17 protein-coding genes and 1 other RNA gene are annotated in these 19,397 nt (G+C 57.5%); 10 read left to right on the plus strand and 8 right to left on the minus strand.

The genetic code is table 11. The features are described 5' to 3' along the window. Positions 1-8: 8 nt before the first annotated feature. The 3 genes from dnaJ to grpE all read right to left on the minus strand — a co-directional run bounded on the left by dnaJ (position 9) and on the right by grpE (position 4,035). Positions 9-1,133, minus strand: a complete 1,125-nt coding sequence (dnaJ, locus tag NTD86_RS04725; RefSeq protein WP_262201011.1) for a molecular chaperone DnaJ — start codon at positions 1,131-1,133, stop codon at positions 9-11. Between the two features lie 318 nt (positions 1,134-1,451). Then, positions 1,452-3,368 carry a molecular chaperone DnaK gene (gene dnaK, locus NTD86_RS04730; RefSeq protein ID WP_262201012.1) on the minus strand — a complete coding sequence of 639 codons (1,917 nt, stop codon included), beginning with the start codon at positions 3,366-3,368 and terminating at the stop codon, positions 1,452-1,454. A 100-nt stretch (positions 3,369-3,468) separates the two neighbouring features. Then, entirely contained in the window at positions 3,469-4,035 is a 567-nt protein-coding gene (gene grpE, locus NTD86_RS04735) for a nucleotide exchange factor GrpE (protein WP_262201013.1), read from the minus strand. A gap of 253 nt (positions 4,036-4,288) precedes the next feature. Between grpE and recN the strand changes: the two genes are divergently transcribed. Further along, the gene (gene recN, locus NTD86_RS04740; protein ID WP_262201015.1) at positions 4,289-5,971 is read left to right on the plus strand and encodes a DNA repair protein RecN; all 1,683 of its coding nucleotides are present in this window, start codon (positions 4,289-4,291) and stop codon (positions 5,969-5,971) included. Between the two features lie 96 nt (positions 5,972-6,067). On the opposite strand, the gene fur is transcribed toward recN, so the two are convergent. Next, positions 6,068-6,481: a ferric iron uptake transcriptional regulator gene (fur, locus tag NTD86_RS04745; protein WP_262201016.1), complete on the minus strand. Its 414-nt coding sequence runs from the start codon at positions 6,479-6,481 to the stop codon at positions 6,068-6,070. 98 nt (positions 6,482-6,579) lie between these two features. Here fur and NTD86_RS04750 point away from each other — a divergent pair, with 98 nt between their 5' ends. Continuing rightward, on the plus strand, positions 6,580-7,113 hold the full coding sequence (locus tag NTD86_RS04750) for an outer membrane protein assembly factor BamE (protein WP_262201018.1): 534 nt from the start codon (positions 6,580-6,582) through the stop codon (positions 7,111-7,113). 61 nt (positions 7,114-7,174) lie between these two features. On the opposite strand, the gene NTD86_RS04755 is transcribed toward NTD86_RS04750, so the two are convergent. Continuing rightward, on the minus strand, positions 7,175-7,492 hold the full coding sequence (locus tag NTD86_RS04755; protein ID WP_262201020.1) for an RnfH family protein: 318 nt from the start codon (positions 7,490-7,492) through the stop codon (positions 7,175-7,177). Further along, positions 7,485-7,919, minus strand: coding sequence for a type II toxin-antitoxin system RatA family toxin (locus NTD86_RS04760; RefSeq protein ID WP_262201021.1), 435 nt, complete (start codon positions 7,917-7,919; stop codon positions 7,485-7,487). The genes NTD86_RS04755 and NTD86_RS04760 overlap by 8 nt, the downstream gene beginning before the upstream one ends. Positions 7,920-8,150: 231 nt before the next feature. Between NTD86_RS04760 and smpB the strand changes: the two genes are divergently transcribed. Beyond that, positions 8,151-8,633, plus strand: a complete 483-nt coding sequence (gene smpB, locus NTD86_RS04765) for an SsrA-binding protein SmpB (RefSeq protein WP_262201085.1) — start codon at positions 8,151-8,153, stop codon at positions 8,631-8,633. A gap of 89 nt (positions 8,634-8,722) precedes the next feature. On the opposite strand, the gene NTD86_RS04770 is transcribed toward smpB, so the two are convergent. After that, positions 8,723-9,490 carry a GntR family transcriptional regulator gene (locus NTD86_RS04770; protein WP_262201022.1) on the minus strand — a complete coding sequence of 256 codons (768 nt, stop codon included), beginning with the start codon at positions 9,488-9,490 and terminating at the stop codon, positions 8,723-8,725. A 261-nt stretch (positions 9,491-9,751) separates the two neighbouring features. On the opposite strand from NTD86_RS04770, the gene NTD86_RS04775 reads away from it, so the two are divergent. From NTD86_RS04775 to NTD86_RS04795, 5 genes are all read left to right on the plus strand, one after another. Next, a complete protein-coding gene (locus tag NTD86_RS04775) occupies positions 9,752-11,446 on the plus strand; it encodes a lactate permease LctP family transporter (RefSeq protein WP_262201023.1) in 1,695 nt (564 codons plus the stop codon). A 141-nt stretch (positions 11,447-11,587) separates the two neighbouring features. Further along, on the plus strand, positions 11,588-12,412 hold the full coding sequence (locus tag NTD86_RS04780) for a (Fe-S)-binding protein (RefSeq protein ID WP_262201024.1): 825 nt from the start codon (positions 11,588-11,590) through the stop codon (positions 12,410-12,412). Continuing rightward, positions 12,409-13,869, plus strand: a complete 1,461-nt coding sequence (locus NTD86_RS04785) for a LutB/LldF family L-lactate oxidation iron-sulfur protein (RefSeq protein WP_262201025.1) — start codon at positions 12,409-12,411, stop codon at positions 13,867-13,869. Before NTD86_RS04780 ends, NTD86_RS04785 begins: the two co-directional genes overlap by 4 nt. After that, entirely contained in the window at positions 13,866-14,537 is a 672-nt protein-coding gene (locus NTD86_RS04790) for a lactate utilization protein C (protein WP_262201026.1), read from the plus strand. Before NTD86_RS04785 ends, NTD86_RS04790 begins: the two co-directional genes overlap by 4 nt. Further along, positions 14,534-17,344: an FAD-binding and (Fe-S)-binding domain-containing protein gene (locus NTD86_RS04795; protein ID WP_262201028.1), complete on the plus strand. Its 2,811-nt coding sequence runs from the start codon at positions 14,534-14,536 to the stop codon at positions 17,342-17,344. The genes NTD86_RS04790 and NTD86_RS04795 overlap by 4 nt, the downstream gene beginning before the upstream one ends. 153 nt (positions 17,345-17,497) lie before the next feature. On the opposite strand, the gene NTD86_RS04800 is transcribed toward NTD86_RS04795, so the two are convergent. After that, a complete protein-coding gene (locus NTD86_RS04800; RefSeq protein ID WP_262201029.1) occupies positions 17,498-17,848 on the minus strand; it encodes a DUF6124 family protein in 351 nt (116 codons plus the stop codon). Positions 17,849-18,341: 493 nt separating this feature from the next. Between NTD86_RS04800 and NTD86_RS04805 the strand changes: the two genes are divergently transcribed. Together NTD86_RS04805 and ssrA are read left to right on the plus strand one after the other, a co-directional pair. Then, positions 18,342-18,620 (plus strand): hypothetical protein, encoded by a 279-nt coding sequence (locus NTD86_RS04805; protein ID WP_262201030.1) that lies wholly within the window; start codon positions 18,342-18,344, stop codon positions 18,618-18,620. A 72-nt stretch (positions 18,621-18,692) separates the two neighbouring features. Then, positions 18,693-19,084: a transfer-messenger RNA gene (gene ssrA, locus NTD86_RS04810) on the plus strand. Positions 19,085-19,397: the final 313 nt, after the last annotated feature.

A 19,397-nucleotide genomic window follows, 5' to 3' on the forward strand; every position in this document is an offset into this window, starting at 1 on the left:
CCAGCTCCTTATAAGTCGCCGAAGAAACGCTTCACGCCTTCGAACCAACCGGTTGCGTTTGGCGAATGGCAGCTATCGCCTTCCAGTGTCGAGCGGAACTCTTCCATCAGCTCGCGCTGACGACGGCTCAACTTCACCGGCGTCTCAACCACCACACGGCACATCAGGTCCCCGACGCCACCACCACGCACAGGGGCAACGCCCTTGCCACGCAGGCGGAATTGCTTGCCGGTTTGTGTCCCTTCAGGGACTTTTAGCTTGACCCGGCCATCCAGGGTCGGCACTTCAAGCTCCGCACCCAACGCGGCGTCTGCAAAGCTGATAGGCACTTCGCAGAACAGATGCTTGCCATCGCGCTGGAAAATCGCGTGCTCGCGCACCTCGATCACCACGTACAGGTCGCCCGCCGGGCCACCCTGTACACCCGCCTCGCCCTCACCAGACAGACGGATACGATCGCCAGTATCAACACCCGCTGGCACTTTCACAGAAAGGGTTTTGTATTCTTCTACGCGGCCTTCGCCATGGCAGCTTTCGCACGGATCAGAAATGATCTTGCCCTGACCATGGCAACGCGGGCAGGTCTGCTGGACAGAGAAGAACCCCTGCTGCATGCGCACCTGGCCTATACCACCGCAGGTGGTGCAAGTCACAGGCGAGGAGCCCTTCTTGGCACCCGAACCGTCGCATGGTTTGCAATTAACCAGCGTCGGTACACGAATATTGACCGTGGTACCGCGCACAGCCTCTTCCAGGTTCAGCTCCAGCGTGTAGCGCAAATCGCTACCGCGCTGCGCGCCGCCCCGGGAGCCGCCACGACCACCGCCAAAGAAATCACTGAACACATCCCCAAAAATATCGGAGAAGTTCTGGCCACCAAAACCAGCACCGCCGCCACCCATTTGCGGGTCGACACCCGCATGACCGTACTGGTCATAAGCAGCACGCTTGCTGGAATCAGACAGCACTTCATAAGCTTCGTTAGCCTCTTTGAACAGCTCTTCAGAGGCCTTGTCGCCCGGGTTACGATCCGGGTGATGCTTCATTGCGAGACGACGATAAGCTTTTTTCAGCTCGACCACAGTGGTGGTTCGTTCGACACCCAATACTTCGTAATAGTCGCGCTTTGCCATAATTCTTTGCACTCTCAAGGACGTTTGGAAGAACCCTCCCGAGCCTCACCAAACCCGCTAAGCCTGAACAAACAAGGCTCAACTCACGTCTTTTCAACGATATTGGTTTCTGATTAATAGCCAATGCACTGGCCGACAAGAGCGGTTACCTCGGGCAGAAAAACAAATAAGTTCCCGCCTCAACCGCAAGCATCCGAGCTTGTCGCATGCTGTAAAAATTCCCTTGCTCCAGACACGCCAACGCGGGAGCAAGCTCCCGCGCGGCGACATCCTACCAGTCACCGCCTATGCACGGTTAACCGGCCGACCAACAAGCGATTACTTGTTGTCTTTAACTTCTTCGAACTCAGCGTCGACAACGTCGTCCGCTTTTTCAGCCGAATCAGCTGGCTTGGCCGCAGCGTCTGCCGGATTCGCTTGTTCTGCATACATTTTCTGTGCCACTGGAGCAGACACTTTCGACAGTTCTTCAACCTTGGCTTCGATAGCCGCTTTATCATCGCCTTTCACAGCGGCTTCAAGAGCAACCACAGCAGCTTCGATTGCAGTTTTCTCTTCCTCGGTCACCTTGTCGCCAGCATCGGCAACCATTTTACGAGTCGAGTGCACCAGTGCGTCGCCCTGGTTGCGTGCAGCCGCCAGCTCTTCGAACTTACGGTCTTCTTCAGCGTTGACTTCAGCGTCACGCACCATCTGAGCAATTTCGTCCTCGGACAGACCCGAGTTCGCCTTGATCACGATGGACTGGGACTTGCCAGTCGCCTTGTCTTTCGCGCTAACGTTCAAGATACCGTTAGCGTCGATGTCGAAGGTTACTTCGATCTGAGGCACGCCACGTGGAGCAGGTGGAATGTCAGCCAGGTCAAACTTGCCCAACGACTTGTTCTGCGCTGCTTGCTTACGCTCACCTTGCAGCACGTGAATGGTCACAGCGCCTTGGTTGTCGTCAGCCGTCGAGAACACTTGCGATTTCTTGGTAGGAATCGTGGTGTTTTTCTCGATCAGTGGAGTCATCACGCCACCCATGGTTTCGATACCCAGGGTCAGCGGGCTTACGTCCAGCAGCAGAACGTCTTTAACATCACCGGCCAGTACCGCGCCCTGGATAGCAGCACCCATTGCTACGGCTTCGTCCGGGTTCACGTCTTTACGTGCTTCTTTACCGAAGAACTCGCTCACTTGCTTCTGAACCAGAGGCATACGAGTCTGACCACCAACCAGGATCACGTCGTTGATCGCGCCAACGTCGATACCCGCGTCTTTCAGAGCCAGACGGCAAGGCTCGATGGTGCGTTGAACCAGGTCTTCAACCAGCGATTCCAGCTTGGCGCGCGAGATTTTCACGTTCAAGTGCTTAGGACCGGTGGCATCTGCAGTGATGTACGGCAGGTTCACGTCAGTCGACTGGCTCGAAGACAGCTCGATTTTTGCTTTTTCAGCAGCTTCTTTCAGACGCTGCATTGCCAGCGGGTCACCTTTGAGGTTCATGCCGGTTTCTTTCTTGAACTCGTCAACCAGGTAGTCGATCAGACGGATGTCAAAGTCTTCACCACCCAAGAAGGTGTCACCGTTGGTTGCCAGCACTTCAAACTGGTGCTCGCCATCAACTTCAGCAATTTCGATCACAGACACGTCGAAAGTACCGCCACCCAAGTCATAAACGATGACAGTGTGGTCGCCTTTCGCTTTGTCCATACCGTAGGCCAGAGCCGCTGCGGTGGGTTCGTTGATGATACGTTTTACGTCCAGACCCGCGATGCGGCCGGCGTCTTTGGTCGCCTGACGCTGGCTGTCGTTGAAGTAGGCAGGAACGGTAATCACCGCCTCAGTCACTGCCTCGCCGAGGTAATCTTCGGCGGTTTTCTTCATCTTCTTCAGAATTTCAGCCGAGATTTGCGGCGGAGCCATTTTCTGGCCGTTTACTTCTACCCACGCATCGCCATTGTCAGCCTTGACGATTTTGTAAGGGACCATCTGAATGTCTTTTTGTACAACTTCTTCGTCAAAACGACGACCGATCAGACGCTTCACCGCGTACAGGGTGTTATGCGGATTGGTCACTGCCTGACGCTTGGCCGACTGGCCAACCAGAATTTCGCCATCGTTGGCGTATGCAACGATCGAAGGCGTGGTACGCGCGCCTTCGGCGTTTTCAATAACTTTAGCCTTACCGTTTTCCAGAACCGAAACACACGAGTTGGTGGTCCCGAGGTCAATACCGATAATCTTGCCCATGTTCACTCTCCCTAAATTTAAATTTTGTTGCCGCAGCAGTGATGACTAACTACGGCACTGCTTAACGCTTGACATCTAAATGGGGGCCTTGCGGCCGATTTCAAGCCTGCTCGTCAATCGATGGCGAAACCGGTGCTGGCGCCTTGCTGACTACGACCATAGCCGGGCGCAGTAAGCGGCCATTGAGCTGATAACCCTTTTGAAACACCTTGAGCACGCTGTTGGGCTCCAGATCAGCGCTTTCCTGCATGGCCATCGCCTGGTGGTGCTCGGCATTGAAGGGTTCACCGTGCGGATCGATCGCTTCCAGGTGATAACGCTTCAGGGTGTCCTGGAACATTTTCAGCGTCAGCTCGATCCCTTCACGCATTGGGCGAATGTTCTCGTCATCCGGATTGGACAGCTCAAGGCCGCGCTCCAGGCTGTCGATTACCGGCAACAGATCGCCGGCGAATTTTTCCAATGCGAACTTGTGTGCTTTTTCAACGTCCTGTTCGGCACGACGGCGAACGTTCTGCACATCAGCAGCCACACGCAGAGCTTGATCATTAGCCGTAGCCAGTTGCTCTTCGAGCTCCTGCACACGAGCCGCCAGATCAACGCCTGCCACATCAGCAGCCTGATTGGCGTCTTGGTTCTGCGTATCCATAGTCTGTTCGTCTGCCATAGATTTCTCCTTTCAAACTTCGTCCGCGAGTTCGACTCGCGCTTCTGCCTCGGTATATGGGGTCGCAATTTTCAGGTTCAAGAGCCAAAAAGCACTAACAATCGCCTTTTAATTCCTCAACTCACCCCGCCCGTCCATTCAAAACAGCTTAAAAAAGCCTTGAAGCCAAGCAAATAGAACTAAGCACAGCCATTGTCAGCGCGAAACAAAACACTGTATAAATAACCAGACATTACGTTTTGGAGCAGCTCCTATGCTGGTGCACCTGTCCGTACACAACTACGCCATCGTTGAACATCTCGATCTAGAGCTGGATCGCGGTATGAGTGTAATCACTGGTGAGACCGGCGCAGGGAAATCGATCATGCTGGATGCACTGGGCCTGACATTGGGTGACCGTGCAGACCATGGCGTGGTTCGCCCCGGAGCCGAAAAAGCCGACATCCTGGCCACCTTCGACCTCCAGGACATTCCTGAAGCCCAGGCCTGGCTGGCCGAACGCGATCTTGAGTCCGATGGCCCGTGCATCCTGCGCCGCGTAATCACCGCCGAAGGGCGCTCGCGCGGCTACATCAATGGCACGCCATGCCCACAGGGTGATCTCAAGGCTCTGGGTGAACTGCTGATCGACATTCACAGCCAGCACGAACACCAATCACTGCTCAAGCCAGACACTCACCGCCGCCTGCTGGACGAATACGCCGGGGCTACCGATCTGGCGCGCCAGGTGCAATTGGCCGCCCAACGCTGGCGCCAGACCCGCCAGGCGCTTGAGCATCTGTCCAATTCCGGAGATGAGCAGCGCGCTCGCCATCAATTGCTGAGCTACCAGATCGAAGAGCTCGAAACCCTGTCGCTGGGCGAAAACGAGCTGGAAGAGCTGGAGCAGGAACACAAAAACCTGACCAACGCCGAAACCTTGCTGACCATCTGTCGGCAAGTGGTCGAACAATGCAGCGAAAACGACTCCGGCAACGTGCTCAATGCGCTGACCGTCAGCCTTAATCGACTGGCGAGCATTCATAACAATTCTGGCTCATTGAACGAAGCAACCGATCTGCTGGCCAGCGCTCAAATCCAGGTGGAAGAAGCCGTGGGCGAACTCAATCGCTTCATCGACCACTTTGATGCCGACCCGGGCCGCCTGCAGTACCTCGAAGAGCGGCTCGACACCATTTATTCCCTGGCACGTAAACACCGGGTACAGCCGACAGAAGTTGCCGCCCTGCAACAAAACCTGCTCGACGAGCTTGAAACCCTGAACGCCAACGATGAAAACATCGAGCGCATGACCCACGAGCTGACGTCTTATGCTCGCCACTACCAAGAGTGCGCCCGCGAACTGAGCAACCTGCGCAGCCATGCGGCGATCCGGCTAAGCGGCGCCGTAGAAGAAGAAATCCAGCGCCTGGGGATGCCTGGCGGCCGCTTTGTGATCGAACTGCGCCCCCACACCGGCAACGACCCGATGCCACATGGCCTGGAACAGGTAGAACTGCTGGTCAGCGCCAACCCAGGCCAACCGTTGAAGGCACTTGCCAAAGTGGCCTCTGGCGGCGAACTGTCACGGATCAGCCTGGCGATCCAGGTCATCACCGCACAGACTTCACGGGTTCCCACCTTGGTATTCGACGAAGTGGACGTGGGCATTGGCGGCCCCACAGCCGAGATCGTAGGCCAGCTACTGCGTCGCCTGGGTGAGCGCGGCCAGGTGCTGACAGTGACTCACTTGCCGCAAGTGGCAGCGCAGTGCCATCAACACCTGTTCGTGCACAAGGTCCGCGAAAGCGAGACAACCCGTACAGCCGTCGCAAAGCTCAGCAAAAAAGAACGTGTCGAAGAAGTGGCCCGCATGCTTGGCGGTATCGACCTGACCAAGGAATCGTTGGCTCATGCCAAAAAAATGGTCGTCACCACAAAGAATTTGGCCGCTTAACGACGAACGGTCATAAAAAATTACACTTTAGAAAGCACGAAGGCGACTCAGAGGTCGCCTTCGATCGTTTCGCGAACCGAAATCCGCGTGACATGCTTATTTAGCTGACTTGCGTACGTACAGTACCAAGTTGTGATCCACCAGCTCAAAGCCATGCTTGGTGGCAATGGCGTGCTGCAGCTTTTCGATCTCTTCGTCGAAGAATTCAATCACTTCGCCACTGTCCACGTTGACCATATGGTCGTGGTGGCCGCCGTCGGCATCAGCCAGTTCAAAAACCGCATGACCACCATCAAAATTGTGGCGGATCACCAGCCCTGCTGACTCAAACTGGGTCAACACACGGTAAACCGTGGCCAGACCGACGTCCTCGCCAGCCTGCATAAGAGCCTTGTAAACATCCTCGGCGCTCATGTGACGCTGCTCGGCAGAATCAAGCATTTGTAGAATTTTGACTCGTGGCAGAGTCACCTTAAGTCCGGCCTTACGTAGTTCGCTATTTTCAACCATGGTTAGCTTTCTCGCGGAAGCGGCTTCGCAGCTTCTCTTAATACGGGTATGATCGGCGTTTACGTTGTCCCAGCCAAGATAGTGGAAGTCGCCCACCGATGCAAAACACCAAGCTCTTGCTAACCAGTTTCACCTTTGTGGGACTGCTCGCACTCGCCGGTTGTTCATTCCCCGGGGTTTACAAAATCGACATCCAACAGGGCAATGTCGTCACGCAGGACATGATAAACCAGTTGCGCCCGGGAATGACCCGTCGCCAAGTGAAGTTTATTATGGGTAACGCCCTGCTGACCGATACATTCCACCCTGATCGCTGGGATTATTTGTATAGCCTGCAGCCCGGCGGCGGTGAACGCCAACAAGAACGCATCAGCGTTTTCTTCAACCAGAACGACCAGCTCGTCAGCCTGTCAGGTGATTTCAAGCCTGGCGTAAGCCGTGATGAAGCGATTCTGGGCAAGGAAGGTCCAACAGAGGTGATCACACCGAAGGACCCAGAACCAGCCCCAGCCGAGAAGAGCGAGGTTCCTGCAAAACCAGGATCGTTGCTCGATCAAATCCAGAAGGACGTCGACGGTGTCGAAACAGTACCCGTCCCGACACCCACCCCTCTGGAGACCCGCGACCAATAATCGGTCGCCGCAAAAAAGCCCGGCATGCCGGGCTTTTTGCTGTTTGCGCTAAAAAAGCAACCTATACGCCACTCAACCGCTTGGCCTCTGCCGCTTTGGCTGCGCGTTGGCGTCGGATCTCTTTAGGATCCGCCAGCAACGGGCGATAGAGCTCAATACGGTCGCCGGGCTGCACAACGCGCACCTGCGGGTCCATGACCTGCTTGCCAAAGATCCCCACCGGGCAATGTTCGGCATCCAGCTCAGGAAATACTCGGCTAATGCCTGACGCCAGCACCGCTGCCCGCAGCGTAGTGCCCTCAGGCACTGTCAACGCCAGCAACTGCTGGCGATCAACCGCGGCATACACCACCTCAATCGCAATCACGGGCTCAGCCATACAGCTGCTTGGCGCGCTGGCAAAAGGCATCGACCAACGTATTGGCCGCCTGATTGAACAAAGGCCCCAAGGTCGCCTTGACGATCGCCCCGGCGTAATCAAAGGTCATGTCCAGGCTGATCTTGCAGGCCTTCTCGCCCAACGGCTTGAATACCCACAGACCGTGCAGCTTGGTAAACGGCCCTTCTTCCAGGTTCATCTCAATCGACTGCCCCGGCGTTAGCGTATTGCGCGTAACAAAATGCTGGCTCAAGCCACCTTTGGCGACGCCCAGGCTGGCGCGCATCAGCGACTCAGTGCTTTCGATGATCTCGGCCGATGAGCACCACGGCAAAAAATCCGGATAACGCGCCACGTCGTTAACCAGGTCATACAAAGCCTGCGCCGGATACGGCAACAAGGCAGATCGTTGGATATGGGTAGTCATGTCAGCGTTACTTCCACAGCTGGGCGGCAAACACCATCAGGATGCCGAGTGGCGCCACATAGCGCATCAAGAAAAGAATCAGGACGGACAAGGGCAGCATGATACGCGAGGTAAGAAATTTCCGTCCAAGCACAAAAAATGAGCGTCTATTGTCCGGGAATCAAACTACGTGCTCAAGCACACAGCTTGACCGTAGCCGACTCGCTCGCAACTGCCTATAATGCCGCCCCTATGGCTAAACAGAAGAAGCACCCCACAGGGACCATCGCGCAGAATAAAAAGGCGCGACACGATTACTTCATCGAACATCGGTTCGAGGCTGGTCTGGTCCTGGCCGGCTGGGAAGTAAAAAGTCTGCGCGCAGGCAAAGCACAGCTGGTCGACAGCTACGTGCTCCTAAAAGATGGTGAGGCCTGGTTGCTCGGCAGCCACTTCACGCCTTTGACGACAGCCAGCACGCACGTTATCGCAGACCCGACGCGCAGCCGCAAATTGCTGCTCAACAAGCGCGAGATTGAAAAACTGTCTGCCTCCGTGCAGCAGAAGGGTTACGCGTGCGTCTGCCTCTCGCTTTACTGGAGCAAGCACTTGATCAAGTGTGAAATTGCCCTGGGTAAAGGCAAGAAGGAATACGACAAACGCCATACCGAGCGTGAGCGCGACTCTGATCGCGAGCTGCAACGTGCGGTGCGCAACAAGGGCAAGGAAGACTAAGTCCAAGCCCTGTACGTGCAGGAGCGAGCTTGCCTCGCGATCTTTTGATGTTTAAAAGATCGCGAGGCAAGCTCGTTCCTACAGGTCATTTACAACCCATTACGCCGCTCGGCCCGCGCCACGCGCTGAACTTCCTGACGCACTTCCTCCAATACTTCCTGCACATACGTGATATGGCGGCTTGCAACGCCGCGCGCATCTTCAGCCCGACCTTCAATGATCGCCAGATACAACTCGCGATGCTGACCAATCAGCATGTCGCGCGTTTCACTGCGCTGCTTATACATGCCACCGATGTTGGTCACCACGTTGCCCCTGAGCAAATCAAACAGCCCCCGGATCGTGTGCAGAAGCACCGCATTATGGCTCGCCTCGGCAATTGCCAGGTGAAAGCTGGCATCGGCCTCGCCCTCCTCGGCCCGACTGACTTCATCAGCCCGCGCATAACAATCCTGCAAGCGCTCAAACGCAATGCGCAGCCGCTCACGGTCCATCTCGGTGGCCCGCAAGGCCGCGTAATACGCACAAGACGCCTCGAGGGTATGACGAAATTCCAATAAATCGCGCTGTGCGTCGGGATTGCTCTCCAACAATTGCAGCAGCGGATCACTGAACGTCGACCCCAGCGAAGTCGCCACATAATTTCCACCGCCCTGGCGGCTGACCAACAACCCTTTGGCCGCCAGCTTTTGAATCGCCTCACGCAACGAAGGGCGCGACACACCAAATTGTTCCGCCAGCGCACGCTCAGCCGGCAAGCGCTCACCTGCTTTCAACGTGCCCTCAAGGATCATGCCCTCGAGCTGCTCGACAATATCGTCCGACAAGCGGCGCTGACGAATCTGATCAAACCCCATAACCACTCTCCACACACCCGACCACACGGCGGGCCCTCTATTCTCGCCGATCGACGTTCGCCACACACCTATCAGAAAAACCGCCTTTTACCCCATCAGTTGCGCGCCCCCCTCAACAGATCGACTAAAGATTTAGGGGCGGCAAATTGACACACACCACACAAGGCTTTTAACCTAGCCCACAGCGATTGTAAATTGGTAATACCAATTATCCAAATACACTCAGCCGCATTGACCAATAACAATTAGGGGCCACCCCATATGCAAACCTGGCAACAGCTTTACAGCCCGCTCGGCAGCCTCGGCTTGTCCGCACTCGCGGCCGTTATCCCTATCGTATTTTTCTTCCTGGCCTTGGCTGTGTTCCGTCTTAAAGGGCACGTTGCTGGCAGCATTACGCTTGCCTTGTCGATTCTGGTAGCGATCTTCGCTTTCCAGATGCCTGTCGACATGGCCATTGCCGCCGCAGGTTATGGATTTGCTTATGGCCTCTGGCCAATTGCCTGGATCATCGTTGCCGCGGTGTTCCTCTACAAGCTGACCGTCAAAAGCGGCCAATTCGAAATCATCCGCAGCTCCGTTTTGTCCATTACCGATGACCAGCGCCTGCAAGTGCTGCTGATTGGCTTCTGCTTTGGCGCGTTCCTCGAAGGCGCTGCTGGTTTTGGTGCTCCAGTCGCGATTACCGCCGCCCTGCTAGTAGGCCTGGGCTTTAACCCGCTGTACGCAGCCGGCCTGTGCCTGATCGCCAACACCGCCCCGGTGGCATTCGGCGCCCTGGGTATTCCGATCATCGTTGCAGGCCAGGTCACCGGTATCGACGCCTTCAAGATCGGCGCCATGGCCGGGCGCCAACTGCCGTTGCTGTCGTTGTTCGTGCCGTTCTGGCTGGTATTCATGATGGACGGCCTTCGCGGCGTGCGTGAAACCTGGCCGGCAGCCTTGGTAGCGGGCTTGAGCTTCGCAGTCACTCAGTACTTCACCTCAAACTTCATTGGCCCCGAACTGCCAGACATCACCTCGGCACTGGCCAGTCTCGTGAGCCTGACCCTGTTCCTGAAAGTCTGGCAGCCAAAACGTACCGCCGGCGCGCAGATTCCAGGCGTGACCTCTGACGTTATCGTGACCGCCAGCGCAGGCGGCTTCGGCAAACCGACCAACCTCATGGTTTCGCCTTACAGCCTGATGCAGATCCTCAAAGCCTGGTCGCCGTTCCTGATTCTGACCGTACTGGTCACCATCTGGACCCTCAAGCCATTCAAGGCCCTGTTCTCACCGGGCGGTTCGATGTACAGCTGGGTGTTCAACTTTGCGATCCCGCACCTTGATCAATTGGTGATCAAGACTGCACCGATCGTCAACACCCCGACGGCGATTGCTGCCGTATTCAAACTAGACCCAATTTCGGCCACCGGCACCGCGATTTTCTTCTCGGCACTGATCTCGATGCTGATCCTCAAAATCGACATCAAAACCGGTCTGACCACGTTCAAAGAGACCCTCTACGAACTGCGCTGGCCGATCCTGTCCATCGGCATGGTGCTGGCCTTCGCCTTCGTCACCAACTACTCGGGCATGTCCTCGACAATGGCCTTGGTGTTGGCGGGCACGGGCGCTGCGTTCCCGTTCTTCTCGCCGTTCCTGGGCTGGCTGGGCGTGTTCCTGACAGGCTCCGATACTTCATCGAACGCTCTGTTCAGCTCGTTGCAAGCCACCACCGCGCACCAGATCGGCGTCAGCGACACCCTCATGGTGGCCGCCAACACCAGCGGTGGCGTGACCGGCAAAATGATCTCGCCACAATCCATCGCCGTCGCCTGTGCGGCAACCGGCCTGGTAGGCAAAGAGTCCGACCTGTTCCGTTTCACCCTCAAACACAGCCTGTTCTTTGCCACCCTCGTTGGCCTGATCACCCTCGCACAGGCCTACTGGTTCACCGGCATGCTGGTGCACTAACAAATAGGGCTATGGTTACACCGTTGAAAACGCCGGGGCACGTCCCCGGCGCCACACCTTTACTACCCGGTCTGCCTTGCGGCTGAAGAGGGTTTCAGCCACAAGCGTGGATCTATAACCGGGACCACCCGGAGACGCCTGATGAGCGAGCTTTTTTACAATGCCGTGCCCAACGCGACCCGTGTCGCTGCGCCCCTTCCTGTCCCGCGCCACTACCCGGTGCAAAAACCGCGCAAGGTCTATCTGTTCGGCACCTGTGTCGTCGATCTGTTCTTTCCCGAAGCCGGGATGGACGCCATTCACCTGATCGAACGCGAAGGTATCGAGGTGGACTACCCGCAAGGCCAAAGCTGCTGCGGCCAACCGGCCTACACCTCGGGCTACACCGACCAGGCCCGCGCCGTGGCCCGCGCACAATTGGCGCTGTTTGCCGACGATTACCCCGTGGTCGTGCCTTCCGGCTCCTGCGCCGGCATGCTGCGCGAACACTACGAAGACCTGTTCAAAGACGAGCCGCACACCTTGAAAAAGGTCCACGCCCTGTCCGAACGCACCTATGAACTCACCGAGTTCCTGCTGTTCGTGTGCAAGGTACAGTTCAAGGACCACGGCGCCCCGATCAAAGTCGCCTTGCACACGTCCTGCTCTGCCCGCCGTGAAATGAACACCCACCTGCACGGTCGCGAAATGCTCGCGCAACTGGGCAATGTCGAGCGCATCGACCACAGTCATGAAAGCGAATGCTGTGGTTTCGGTGGGACGTTCAGCGTGCGCATGCCAGATATTTCTGGCGCCATGGTCATCGACAAGACCCGCGCCCTGATTGAAACCGGCGCGCACCAAGTCCTGACCGCCGACTGCGGCTGCCTGATGAACATCAACGGCTCGCTCGAAAAACAGCAAAAAGCCCTGCGCGGCCAACATCTGGCCAGTTTCCTGTGGCAGCGCACAGGAGGTGGGCGATGAGCGCCAGCACACTGATACCGGCCGTCGCCATTGAAGAAGACTTCCGCGAGCGCGCCCATGAGGCCCTGGCAGACAAACAACTGCGAAACAACTTTCGCACCGCCATGGACTCGCTGATGACCAAGCGCGCGGTGTCCTTTAGCAATGCTCACGAACGCGAGCATTTACGCGCCCTGGGCAACGCAATCCGCGCGCGCGCCCTGTCCAAACTCCCTGATCTGCTCGAACGCCTCGAAGCCAACCTGACCCGCAAAGGGGTACAAGTGCACTGGGCTGAAACCGTCGAGCAGGCCAACGACATCGTACTGTCGATTGCCCGCCGCCGCGCCGCCAAGCAAGTCATCAAAGGCAAATCGATGGTCAGCGAAGAGATGGAGATGAACCACGTGCTCGGCGCACAAGGCATCGAATGCCTTGAGTCCGACATGGGCGAGTACATCGTTCAACTCGACAACGAAAAACCGTCCCACATCATCATGCCCGCAATCCACAAGAACGCCGGGCAAGTGGCTGACCTGTTTCACGACAAGTTGGGCGTGGAATACACCAAAGACGTTGACCAACTGATCCAGATCGGTCGTCGCGTGCTGCGCCAGAAATTCTTTGAAGCGGACATCGGCGTGTCCGGCGTCAACTTCGCCGTGGCCGAGACCGGCACCTTGCTGCTGGTCGAAAACGAAGGCAACGGCCGGATGTCGACCACCGTGCCACCCGTGCACATCGCCGTCACCGGGATCGAAAAGGTTGTGGAAAACCTGCGCGACGTAGTGCCACTGGTGTCATTGCTGACCCGCTCGGCCCTCGGCCAGCCGATCACCACCTACGTCAACATGATCTCCAGCCCGCGCAAGCCCGACGAACTCGACGGCCCCGAAGAAGTGCACCTGGTCTTGCTCGACAACGGCCGTAGCCAAGCGTTTGCTGACAGCGAACTGCGCCAGACCCTCAACTGCATTCGCTGCGGTGCCTGCATGAACCACTGCCCGGTCTACACCCGCGTCGGCGGTCATACCTACGGCGAGGTGTACCCCGGCCCGATTGGCGCAATCATCACCCCGCACATGGTCGGCCTGGGCAAAGTCCCGGATCACCCCAGCGCGTCGTCGCTATGCGGTGCCTGTGGCGAAGTGTGCCCGGTAAAAATTCCGATCCCGGCGTTGTTGCGTCGCCTACGCGAAGAGAACGTTAAGTCGCCTGACTCCGTGCCCCGCATCATGCGCGGCCAAGGCAGCAAGTACTCACGCAAAGAGCGCCTCCTCTGGAACATGTGGGCCAAGCTCAACAGCTCGCCCGCGCTCTACCGCGTGTTCATCAAAGCCGCTACCCGCCTGCGCGGGCTGACGCCTAACAACGTAGGCCCGTGGACACAAAACCACAGCGCCCCCAAACCCGCCGCCCGTTCGCTGCACGACATGGCCCGCGAACACATGGCGAAAAAGTCGGGAGGCTCGCAATGAGCGCCAAGCAAAATATCCTCAATAAACTGCGTCACAGTCTGACAGGCACCACACCCGTGCCTGACAACTTCGACGAAGTACTGGTGACCGAGCCGTGGACTTACCCCCCGGAACAACGCATTGCGCAACTGCGCACGTTGATGGAAGCCGTGCACACCGAAATCCACCTCACCACCGAACACGATTGGCCCGCCCTGTTGGCACAATTAGTCAGTGATCGCCAATTACCAAGCCTGTTGATTGCCCCCACTACGCCGCATGGGCAGAGAGTGACGGCACATTGGGCACAAAACCCCACGCTGCCCACCCTCAAAGCCTACGATCGCCCGGTAGAGGAATGGAAAGCCGAACTGTTCAACGACACCCCGGCCAGCTTCACCACAACCTTGGGTGCAATTGCTGCGACCGGCAGCCTGATCATGTGGCCCACCCCTGAAGAACCACGCCTCATGAGCCTGGTGCCGCCGGTACATTTCGCGCTGCTCAAGGCCAGCCAGATCCGCGACAACTTCTATCAAGTACAACGCGAAATGAACTGGGCCGCCGGCATGCCGACCAACGCCCTGCTGGTTTCCGGCCCGTCCAAGACAGCCGACATTGAACAAGTATTGGCCTATGGCGCCCACGGTCCGAAAGACCTGGTGGTATTGATTCTGGAGGATGCATGAGCCTGCCTGTCGCGTTTACCCGTGATGCCGAACGGTTGATACCCCAAGACCGTCGCTTCACCGACCCACTCTCCACCCTGGCCTTCGGCACCGACGCCAGCTTTTATCGACTGATCCCCAAGCTGGTGATCCGTGTCGAATCCGAAGACGAAGTGGTCGAACTGCTGCGCATGGCCCGTCGCGACCAAGTGCCCGTCACCTTCCGCGCGGCGGGCACCAGCCTGTCGGGCCAAGCCATCAGCGATTCAGTGCTGATCGTGCTCGGTGACAACTGGAACGGCAAAGTCATTCGCGAACAAGGTGCGCAAATCCGCCTGCAACCGGGCGTGATCGGCGCCCAGGCCAACGCCTGGCTGGCGCCGTTCGGGCGCAAGATCGGCCCCGACCCGGCCTCGATCAACGCCTGCAAAATCGGCGGCATCGTCGCCAACAACGCCAGCGGCATGTGCTGCGGCACGGCGCAAAACACCTACCACACCCTGGCCGGTATCCGCGTGGTCCTGGCTGACGGCACCCGGGTGGACACCGAAGACACGGCCAACATCGCCGCCTTCCGTCAAAGCCACGGCCCCATGTTGGAACAACTGGCGACATTGGCCCGCGAGACCCGCGCCAATGCTGAACTGGCTGCAAAAATCCGCCACAAATACCGTCTGAAAAACACCACCGGCTTGTCGCTCAACGCCCTGGTCGATTTTGATGACCCGCTGGATATCCTCAGCCACCTGCTGGTCGGCAGTGAAGGCACACTGGGCTTTATCAGCTCGGTGACCTACGACACCGTGGTCGACCACCCCAACAAAGCCTCGGCGCTGATCGTCTTCCCTGACGTAGAAACCTGCTGCAACGCGGTTACCGTGCTTAAAAGCCAACCCGTGTCCGCCGTTGAACTGCTCGATCGCCGCAGCCTGCGCTCAGTGCAAGACAAACCCGGCATGCCCGCGTTCGTCAAAGAACTGTCTGACAATGCCTGCGCCCTGTTGATCGAATCCCGCGCGGCCAGCCAAACCCTGCTGCACGAACAACTGGCGCAGATCATGGCGTCGCTCGCAGACTTTGCGGTCGAGAAGCAAGTCGACTTCACCGAAAACCCCGGTGAAAACGCCAAGCTCTGGGCCATTCGTAAAGACACTTTCCCGGCTGTTGGCGCGGTGCGTAAAACCGGGACCACCGTCATCATCGAAGACGTAACGTTCCCGGTCGAGCAACTGGCCATCGGAGTAAACCGCCTGATCGAGCTGTTTGACAAACACCACTACGACGAAGCGATCCTGTTCGGCCACGCCCTGGAAGGCAACCTGCACTTTGTCTTCACCCAAGGCTTCAACAACCCCGAAGAAGTCGCCCGCTACGAAGCCTTTATGGACGACGTGGCGCAACTGATCGCCGTGGAATTTGGCGGCTCGCTCAAAGCCGAACACGGCACCGGTCGCAACATGGCACCCTTTGTTGAGCTGGAATGGGGCAGCGACGCCTACCAGTTAATGTGGAAACTCAAGCGTTTGCTGGACCCGCAAGGCATTCTCAACCCCGACGTGGTACTCAGCGAAGACCCGCACATCCACCTCAAACACCTCAAGCCGATGCCGGCCGCCGACGAGATTGTGGATAAGTGCATCGAGTGCGGTTTTTGTGAGCCCGTATGCCCATCAAAAGGCCTGACGCTCAGCCCGCGGCAACGGATCGTGATCTGGCGTGACATCCAGGCCAGAAAACGCGCCGGGGTCGACACCCGCGAACTGGAAAAAGCCTACGCCTACCAAGGCATCGACACCTGCGCCGCCACCGGCTTGTGCGCCCAACGGTGCCCGGTGGGCATCAACACCGGCGAACTGGTGAAAAAACTGCGTGCGCAAAACGCCACTCACGTCAAAGCCGCCGACCTGCTGGGCAACCACTTTGCAACCACGCTGCAAGGCGCGCGCTTCACCCTGCATGTAGCCAATGGTGCGCGCATCCTGCTGGGCGCGCCGCGCCTGGGCAAAATGTCCGCCGCGTTGACCAAAGCCAGCAAAGGCCGCGTGCCGCTCTGGACCAACGCCATGCCGCAACCCGAGCGCGCAATTCGCTTCAGCCCGCCAGTCAAAGATGCACGCCCGCGCGTGGTCTATCTGGCGGCTTGCGTGTCACGCGTCATGGGCCCGGCTGCGGGCGACAAAGAACAAACCTCACTGCTCGACAAAACCCGCAATCTGCTGGAAAAAGCCGGTTACCAAGTGGTCTTCCCCGAGAACATGGACAGCCTGTGCTGTGGCCAGCCGTTTGCCTCCAAAGGCTATAACGAACAAGCCGAACACAAACGCCAGGAACTCATCGGCGCCTTGCTGCACGCCAGCCGTGGCGGGATCGACCCGATTTACTGCGACACCAGCCCCTGCACCCTGCGCCTGGTCCAGGACCTGGGCGAAACCCGCCTCGACCTCTACGACCCGGTGCGCTTCATCCGCACCCACCTTGTGGATAAGTTGAACTTCACCCCACAAACCGCCCCCATCGCCGTGCACGTCACCTGCAGCACACAGCACTTGGGCGAAAGCCAGGCGCTGATCGACATTGCACGATTGTGCAGCACCCAAGTAGTGATACCCGAAGGGATACATTGCTGCGGCTTTGCGGGTGACAAAGGCTTTACCACCCCCGAACTGAACGCCCATTCACTGCGCACCTTAAAAGACGCCGTGCAGTATTGCAGCGAAGGAATATCGACCAGCCGCACGTGTGAAATCGGCCTGAGCCAGCATGGCGGTATCGACTATCACGGCCTCGTCTACCTGGTAGACCGCGTCAGCACCGCCCGTAATCTTTGACCTACCAAAATCGCGATCCCGCGTAGGGGCTGCCGCAGACTGCGATGTGTCTCGGCAGCAACTTAGGCTGAAGGAGCAAGCTTGCCTCGCGATCTTTTGACGTTAATCTTCAAACCTGAAAACGCGCCTGCTTGCACTCAGGCGCGTGCTGCTCTAGTGCGTCGTCAACCCATCCAGCGACTTATCCACATACGCCTTGGCCAGCTCCACCAAGTGCATGCTCGACAACACCAAACTGCGCGCATGCCCGCTTAAACCATTCCCCGCCTCACTCGCCGAAGCACCCGCGCAGCGCAACAAGTCTGACGCTTGGGCCAAAGCCGCTTCTAAATTGACACTGTCCGGGATGGCATACGTGGCCTGATCCACGTGCCGTGGAGACTTATGGTCTTGCAAGTAGTAATTGAGGGCGCGTTCGGTGGCTGCACGGTCCAACGACACGGCATCACACTGAGCAGCAACAAGCGGGGTTAAAACAGGCGGATCAGGGACAATCTTGTTCATGAGCACAACTCCAATTTCATTAAAGGAGCTGTCACCTGTCGCTACTAAACGATGGGGTGGCAGCCGTACGCAGGTTAGTAGACCGGTGAATTTGGCAAAACCGGCGCGCTCGAAGGCGCCCTGCGCACGGCCACCATAAAACGCAGGCCGTAAAAAAGCGCCTTGCGGAGGTGGCGCCTTGCGCCAAATTCACATCGTCGGGCTACTAAACCCAACCGCTGTTTTGCAGCGATGGGCCGAGACTATGCCCCGGACTGGACAGGCGCAAGCGAACGAGAGTTTCTAGGAAGTTTCATAAGAATGAAAGGGATCGGGCCTACGAACCGGCTAAAAACGCCCTCTTTTTGGGCACAAAAAAAATCCTTCAATACTGGCTAAATACAGGCAGAACTTCAGAGCACGGCTATAGTCAATTGGCTTAACGTCCTTACGTTCGGGCATAAAACCGAGCCCGGAGCCACCGGGCCTAACTGTGCACAAGGAGCTTTCCCCTATGAAACGTACCGCTCTGGCTGGTCTGATTGTTTGCGCTTCGCTGTTGGCCTCCCCTGTGTTTGCGGCAGAAGACCTCTGCCAGATCAACCTTCAAAAAATCGACGACACGATGGCAACCCTGGTTGCCACCAGCGAGAACACAGACACCAACCTGAAAGATGAGATCCAAAAGGCCAAAACTGAACAGGCTGCTGGCAAAACTGAAGATTGCATCGCGACGACCACCCAAGTCTTGCAGCGGCTACAAGACCTCACCAAGGGCGGCGAAGGTAAGTAAGCCCTTGAGGTTGGCCTTCTGCGCCGAATTGGCGTAGACTGCGCAGCTTGCTGGTTAAGGCCAGCAAGCATCGGGGCCGTTTAGGATTCGACGCTGGTTGCGAAACTCTAGGTGCATGCCGAGTTGGTAACAGAACTCGTAAATCCACTGTTGCAACTACTTATAGTTGCCAATGACGAAACCTACGAGGGTCAAGCTCTCGCAGCGTAAGCTGCCTTAGCCATCCTCCTGGTACCTTCGGGTCCAGCAATCACTAGGGGATGCCTGTAAACCTGAAGTGATTGTCATATAGAACAGGATCGCCGTGCAGTACGTTGTGGACGAAGCGGCTAAAACTTACACAACTCGCCCAAAGCACCCTGCCCTTCGGGTCGCTGAGGGTTAACTTAATAGAAACGGCTAAGCATGTAGTACCGACAGCGGAGTACTGGCGGACGGGGGTTCAAATCCCCCCGGCTCCACCAAATGTAAATCCAGAAAGCCCCGGAATCGTTAGAGATTCCGGGGCTTTCTGGTTTAAGGCCAACCACACCGTCCCACACTTCGTCCCACACTGCACATTCCTCTTTCAAGCCACAGCTTTCCTCTTCGACCGCTCACCCCATCTCACGATCTCGCCCCCAAGCTCGTATCAGCATCGATGCGGAAGCCCGACCTCCTGAGTTCACCGGCTCACTCTTCTGGGCGGCGTGCCCCTTTCTAGGATTCGTCCCTTCTGACGCACATCTCCATCGGAGATGCGGCAGGCTTAGCAGTGCCCAGGATCACCTGATCTAG

Source organism: Pseudomonas sp. 7P_10.2_Bac1 (assembly GCF_025465935.1).
In the GTDB taxonomy this organism is placed as follows: domain Bacteria; phylum Pseudomonadota; class Gammaproteobacteria; order Pseudomonadales; family Pseudomonadaceae; genus Aquipseudomonas.

Excerpts from the sequence above, each read along its gene's own strand:
- fur (WP_262201016.1), bottom strand. The coding sequence starts at position 6,481 with ATGGTTGAAAATAGCGAACTACGTAAGGCCGGACTTAAGGTGACTCTG.
- dnaJ (WP_262201011.1), bottom strand. The coding sequence starts at position 1,133 with ATGGCAAAGCGCGACTATTACGAAGTATTGGGTGTCGAACGAACCACC.
- smpB (WP_262201085.1), top strand. The coding sequence starts at position 8,151 with ATGGCTAAACAGAAGAAGCACCCCACAGGGACCATCGCGCAGAATAAA.
- NTD86_RS04750 (WP_262201018.1), top strand. The coding sequence starts at position 6,580 with ATGCAAAACACCAAGCTCTTGCTAACCAGTTTCACCTTTGTGGGACTG.
- NTD86_RS04785 (WP_262201025.1), top strand. The coding sequence starts at position 12,409 with ATGAGCGCCAGCACACTGATACCGGCCGTCGCCATTGAAGAAGACTTC.
- NTD86_RS04790 (WP_262201026.1), top strand. The coding sequence starts at position 13,866 with ATGAGCGCCAAGCAAAATATCCTCAATAAACTGCGTCACAGTCTGACA.
- recN (WP_262201015.1), top strand. The coding sequence starts at position 4,289 with ATGCTGGTGCACCTGTCCGTACACAACTACGCCATCGTTGAACATCTC.
- NTD86_RS04800 (WP_262201029.1), bottom strand. The coding sequence starts at position 17,848 with ATGAACAAGATTGTCCCTGATCCGCCTGTTTTAACCCCGCTTGTTGCT.
- NTD86_RS04770 (WP_262201022.1), bottom strand. The coding sequence starts at position 9,490 with ATGGGGTTTGATCAGATTCGTCAGCGCCGCTTGTCGGACGATATTGTC.
- NTD86_RS04795 (WP_262201028.1), top strand. The coding sequence starts at position 14,534 with ATGAGCCTGCCTGTCGCGTTTACCCGTGATGCCGAACGGTTGATACCC.
- grpE (WP_262201013.1), bottom strand. The coding sequence starts at position 4,035 with ATGGCAGACGAACAGACTATGGATACGCAGAACCAAGACGCCAATCAG.
- NTD86_RS04805 (WP_262201030.1), top strand. The coding sequence starts at position 18,342 with ATGAAACGTACCGCTCTGGCTGGTCTGATTGTTTGCGCTTCGCTGTTG.
- dnaK (WP_262201012.1), bottom strand. The coding sequence starts at position 3,368 with ATGGGCAAGATTATCGGTATTGACCTCGGGACCACCAACTCGTGTGTT.
- NTD86_RS04760 (WP_262201021.1), bottom strand. The coding sequence starts at position 7,919 with ATGACTACCCATATCCAACGATCTGCCTTGTTGCCGTATCCGGCGCAG.
- NTD86_RS04755 (WP_262201020.1), bottom strand. The coding sequence starts at position 7,492 with ATGGCTGAGCCCGTGATTGCGATTGAGGTGGTGTATGCCGCGGTTGAT.
- NTD86_RS04780 (WP_262201024.1), top strand. The coding sequence starts at position 11,588 with ATGAGCGAGCTTTTTTACAATGCCGTGCCCAACGCGACCCGTGTCGCT.
- NTD86_RS04775 (WP_262201023.1), top strand. The coding sequence starts at position 9,752 with ATGCAAACCTGGCAACAGCTTTACAGCCCGCTCGGCAGCCTCGGCTTG.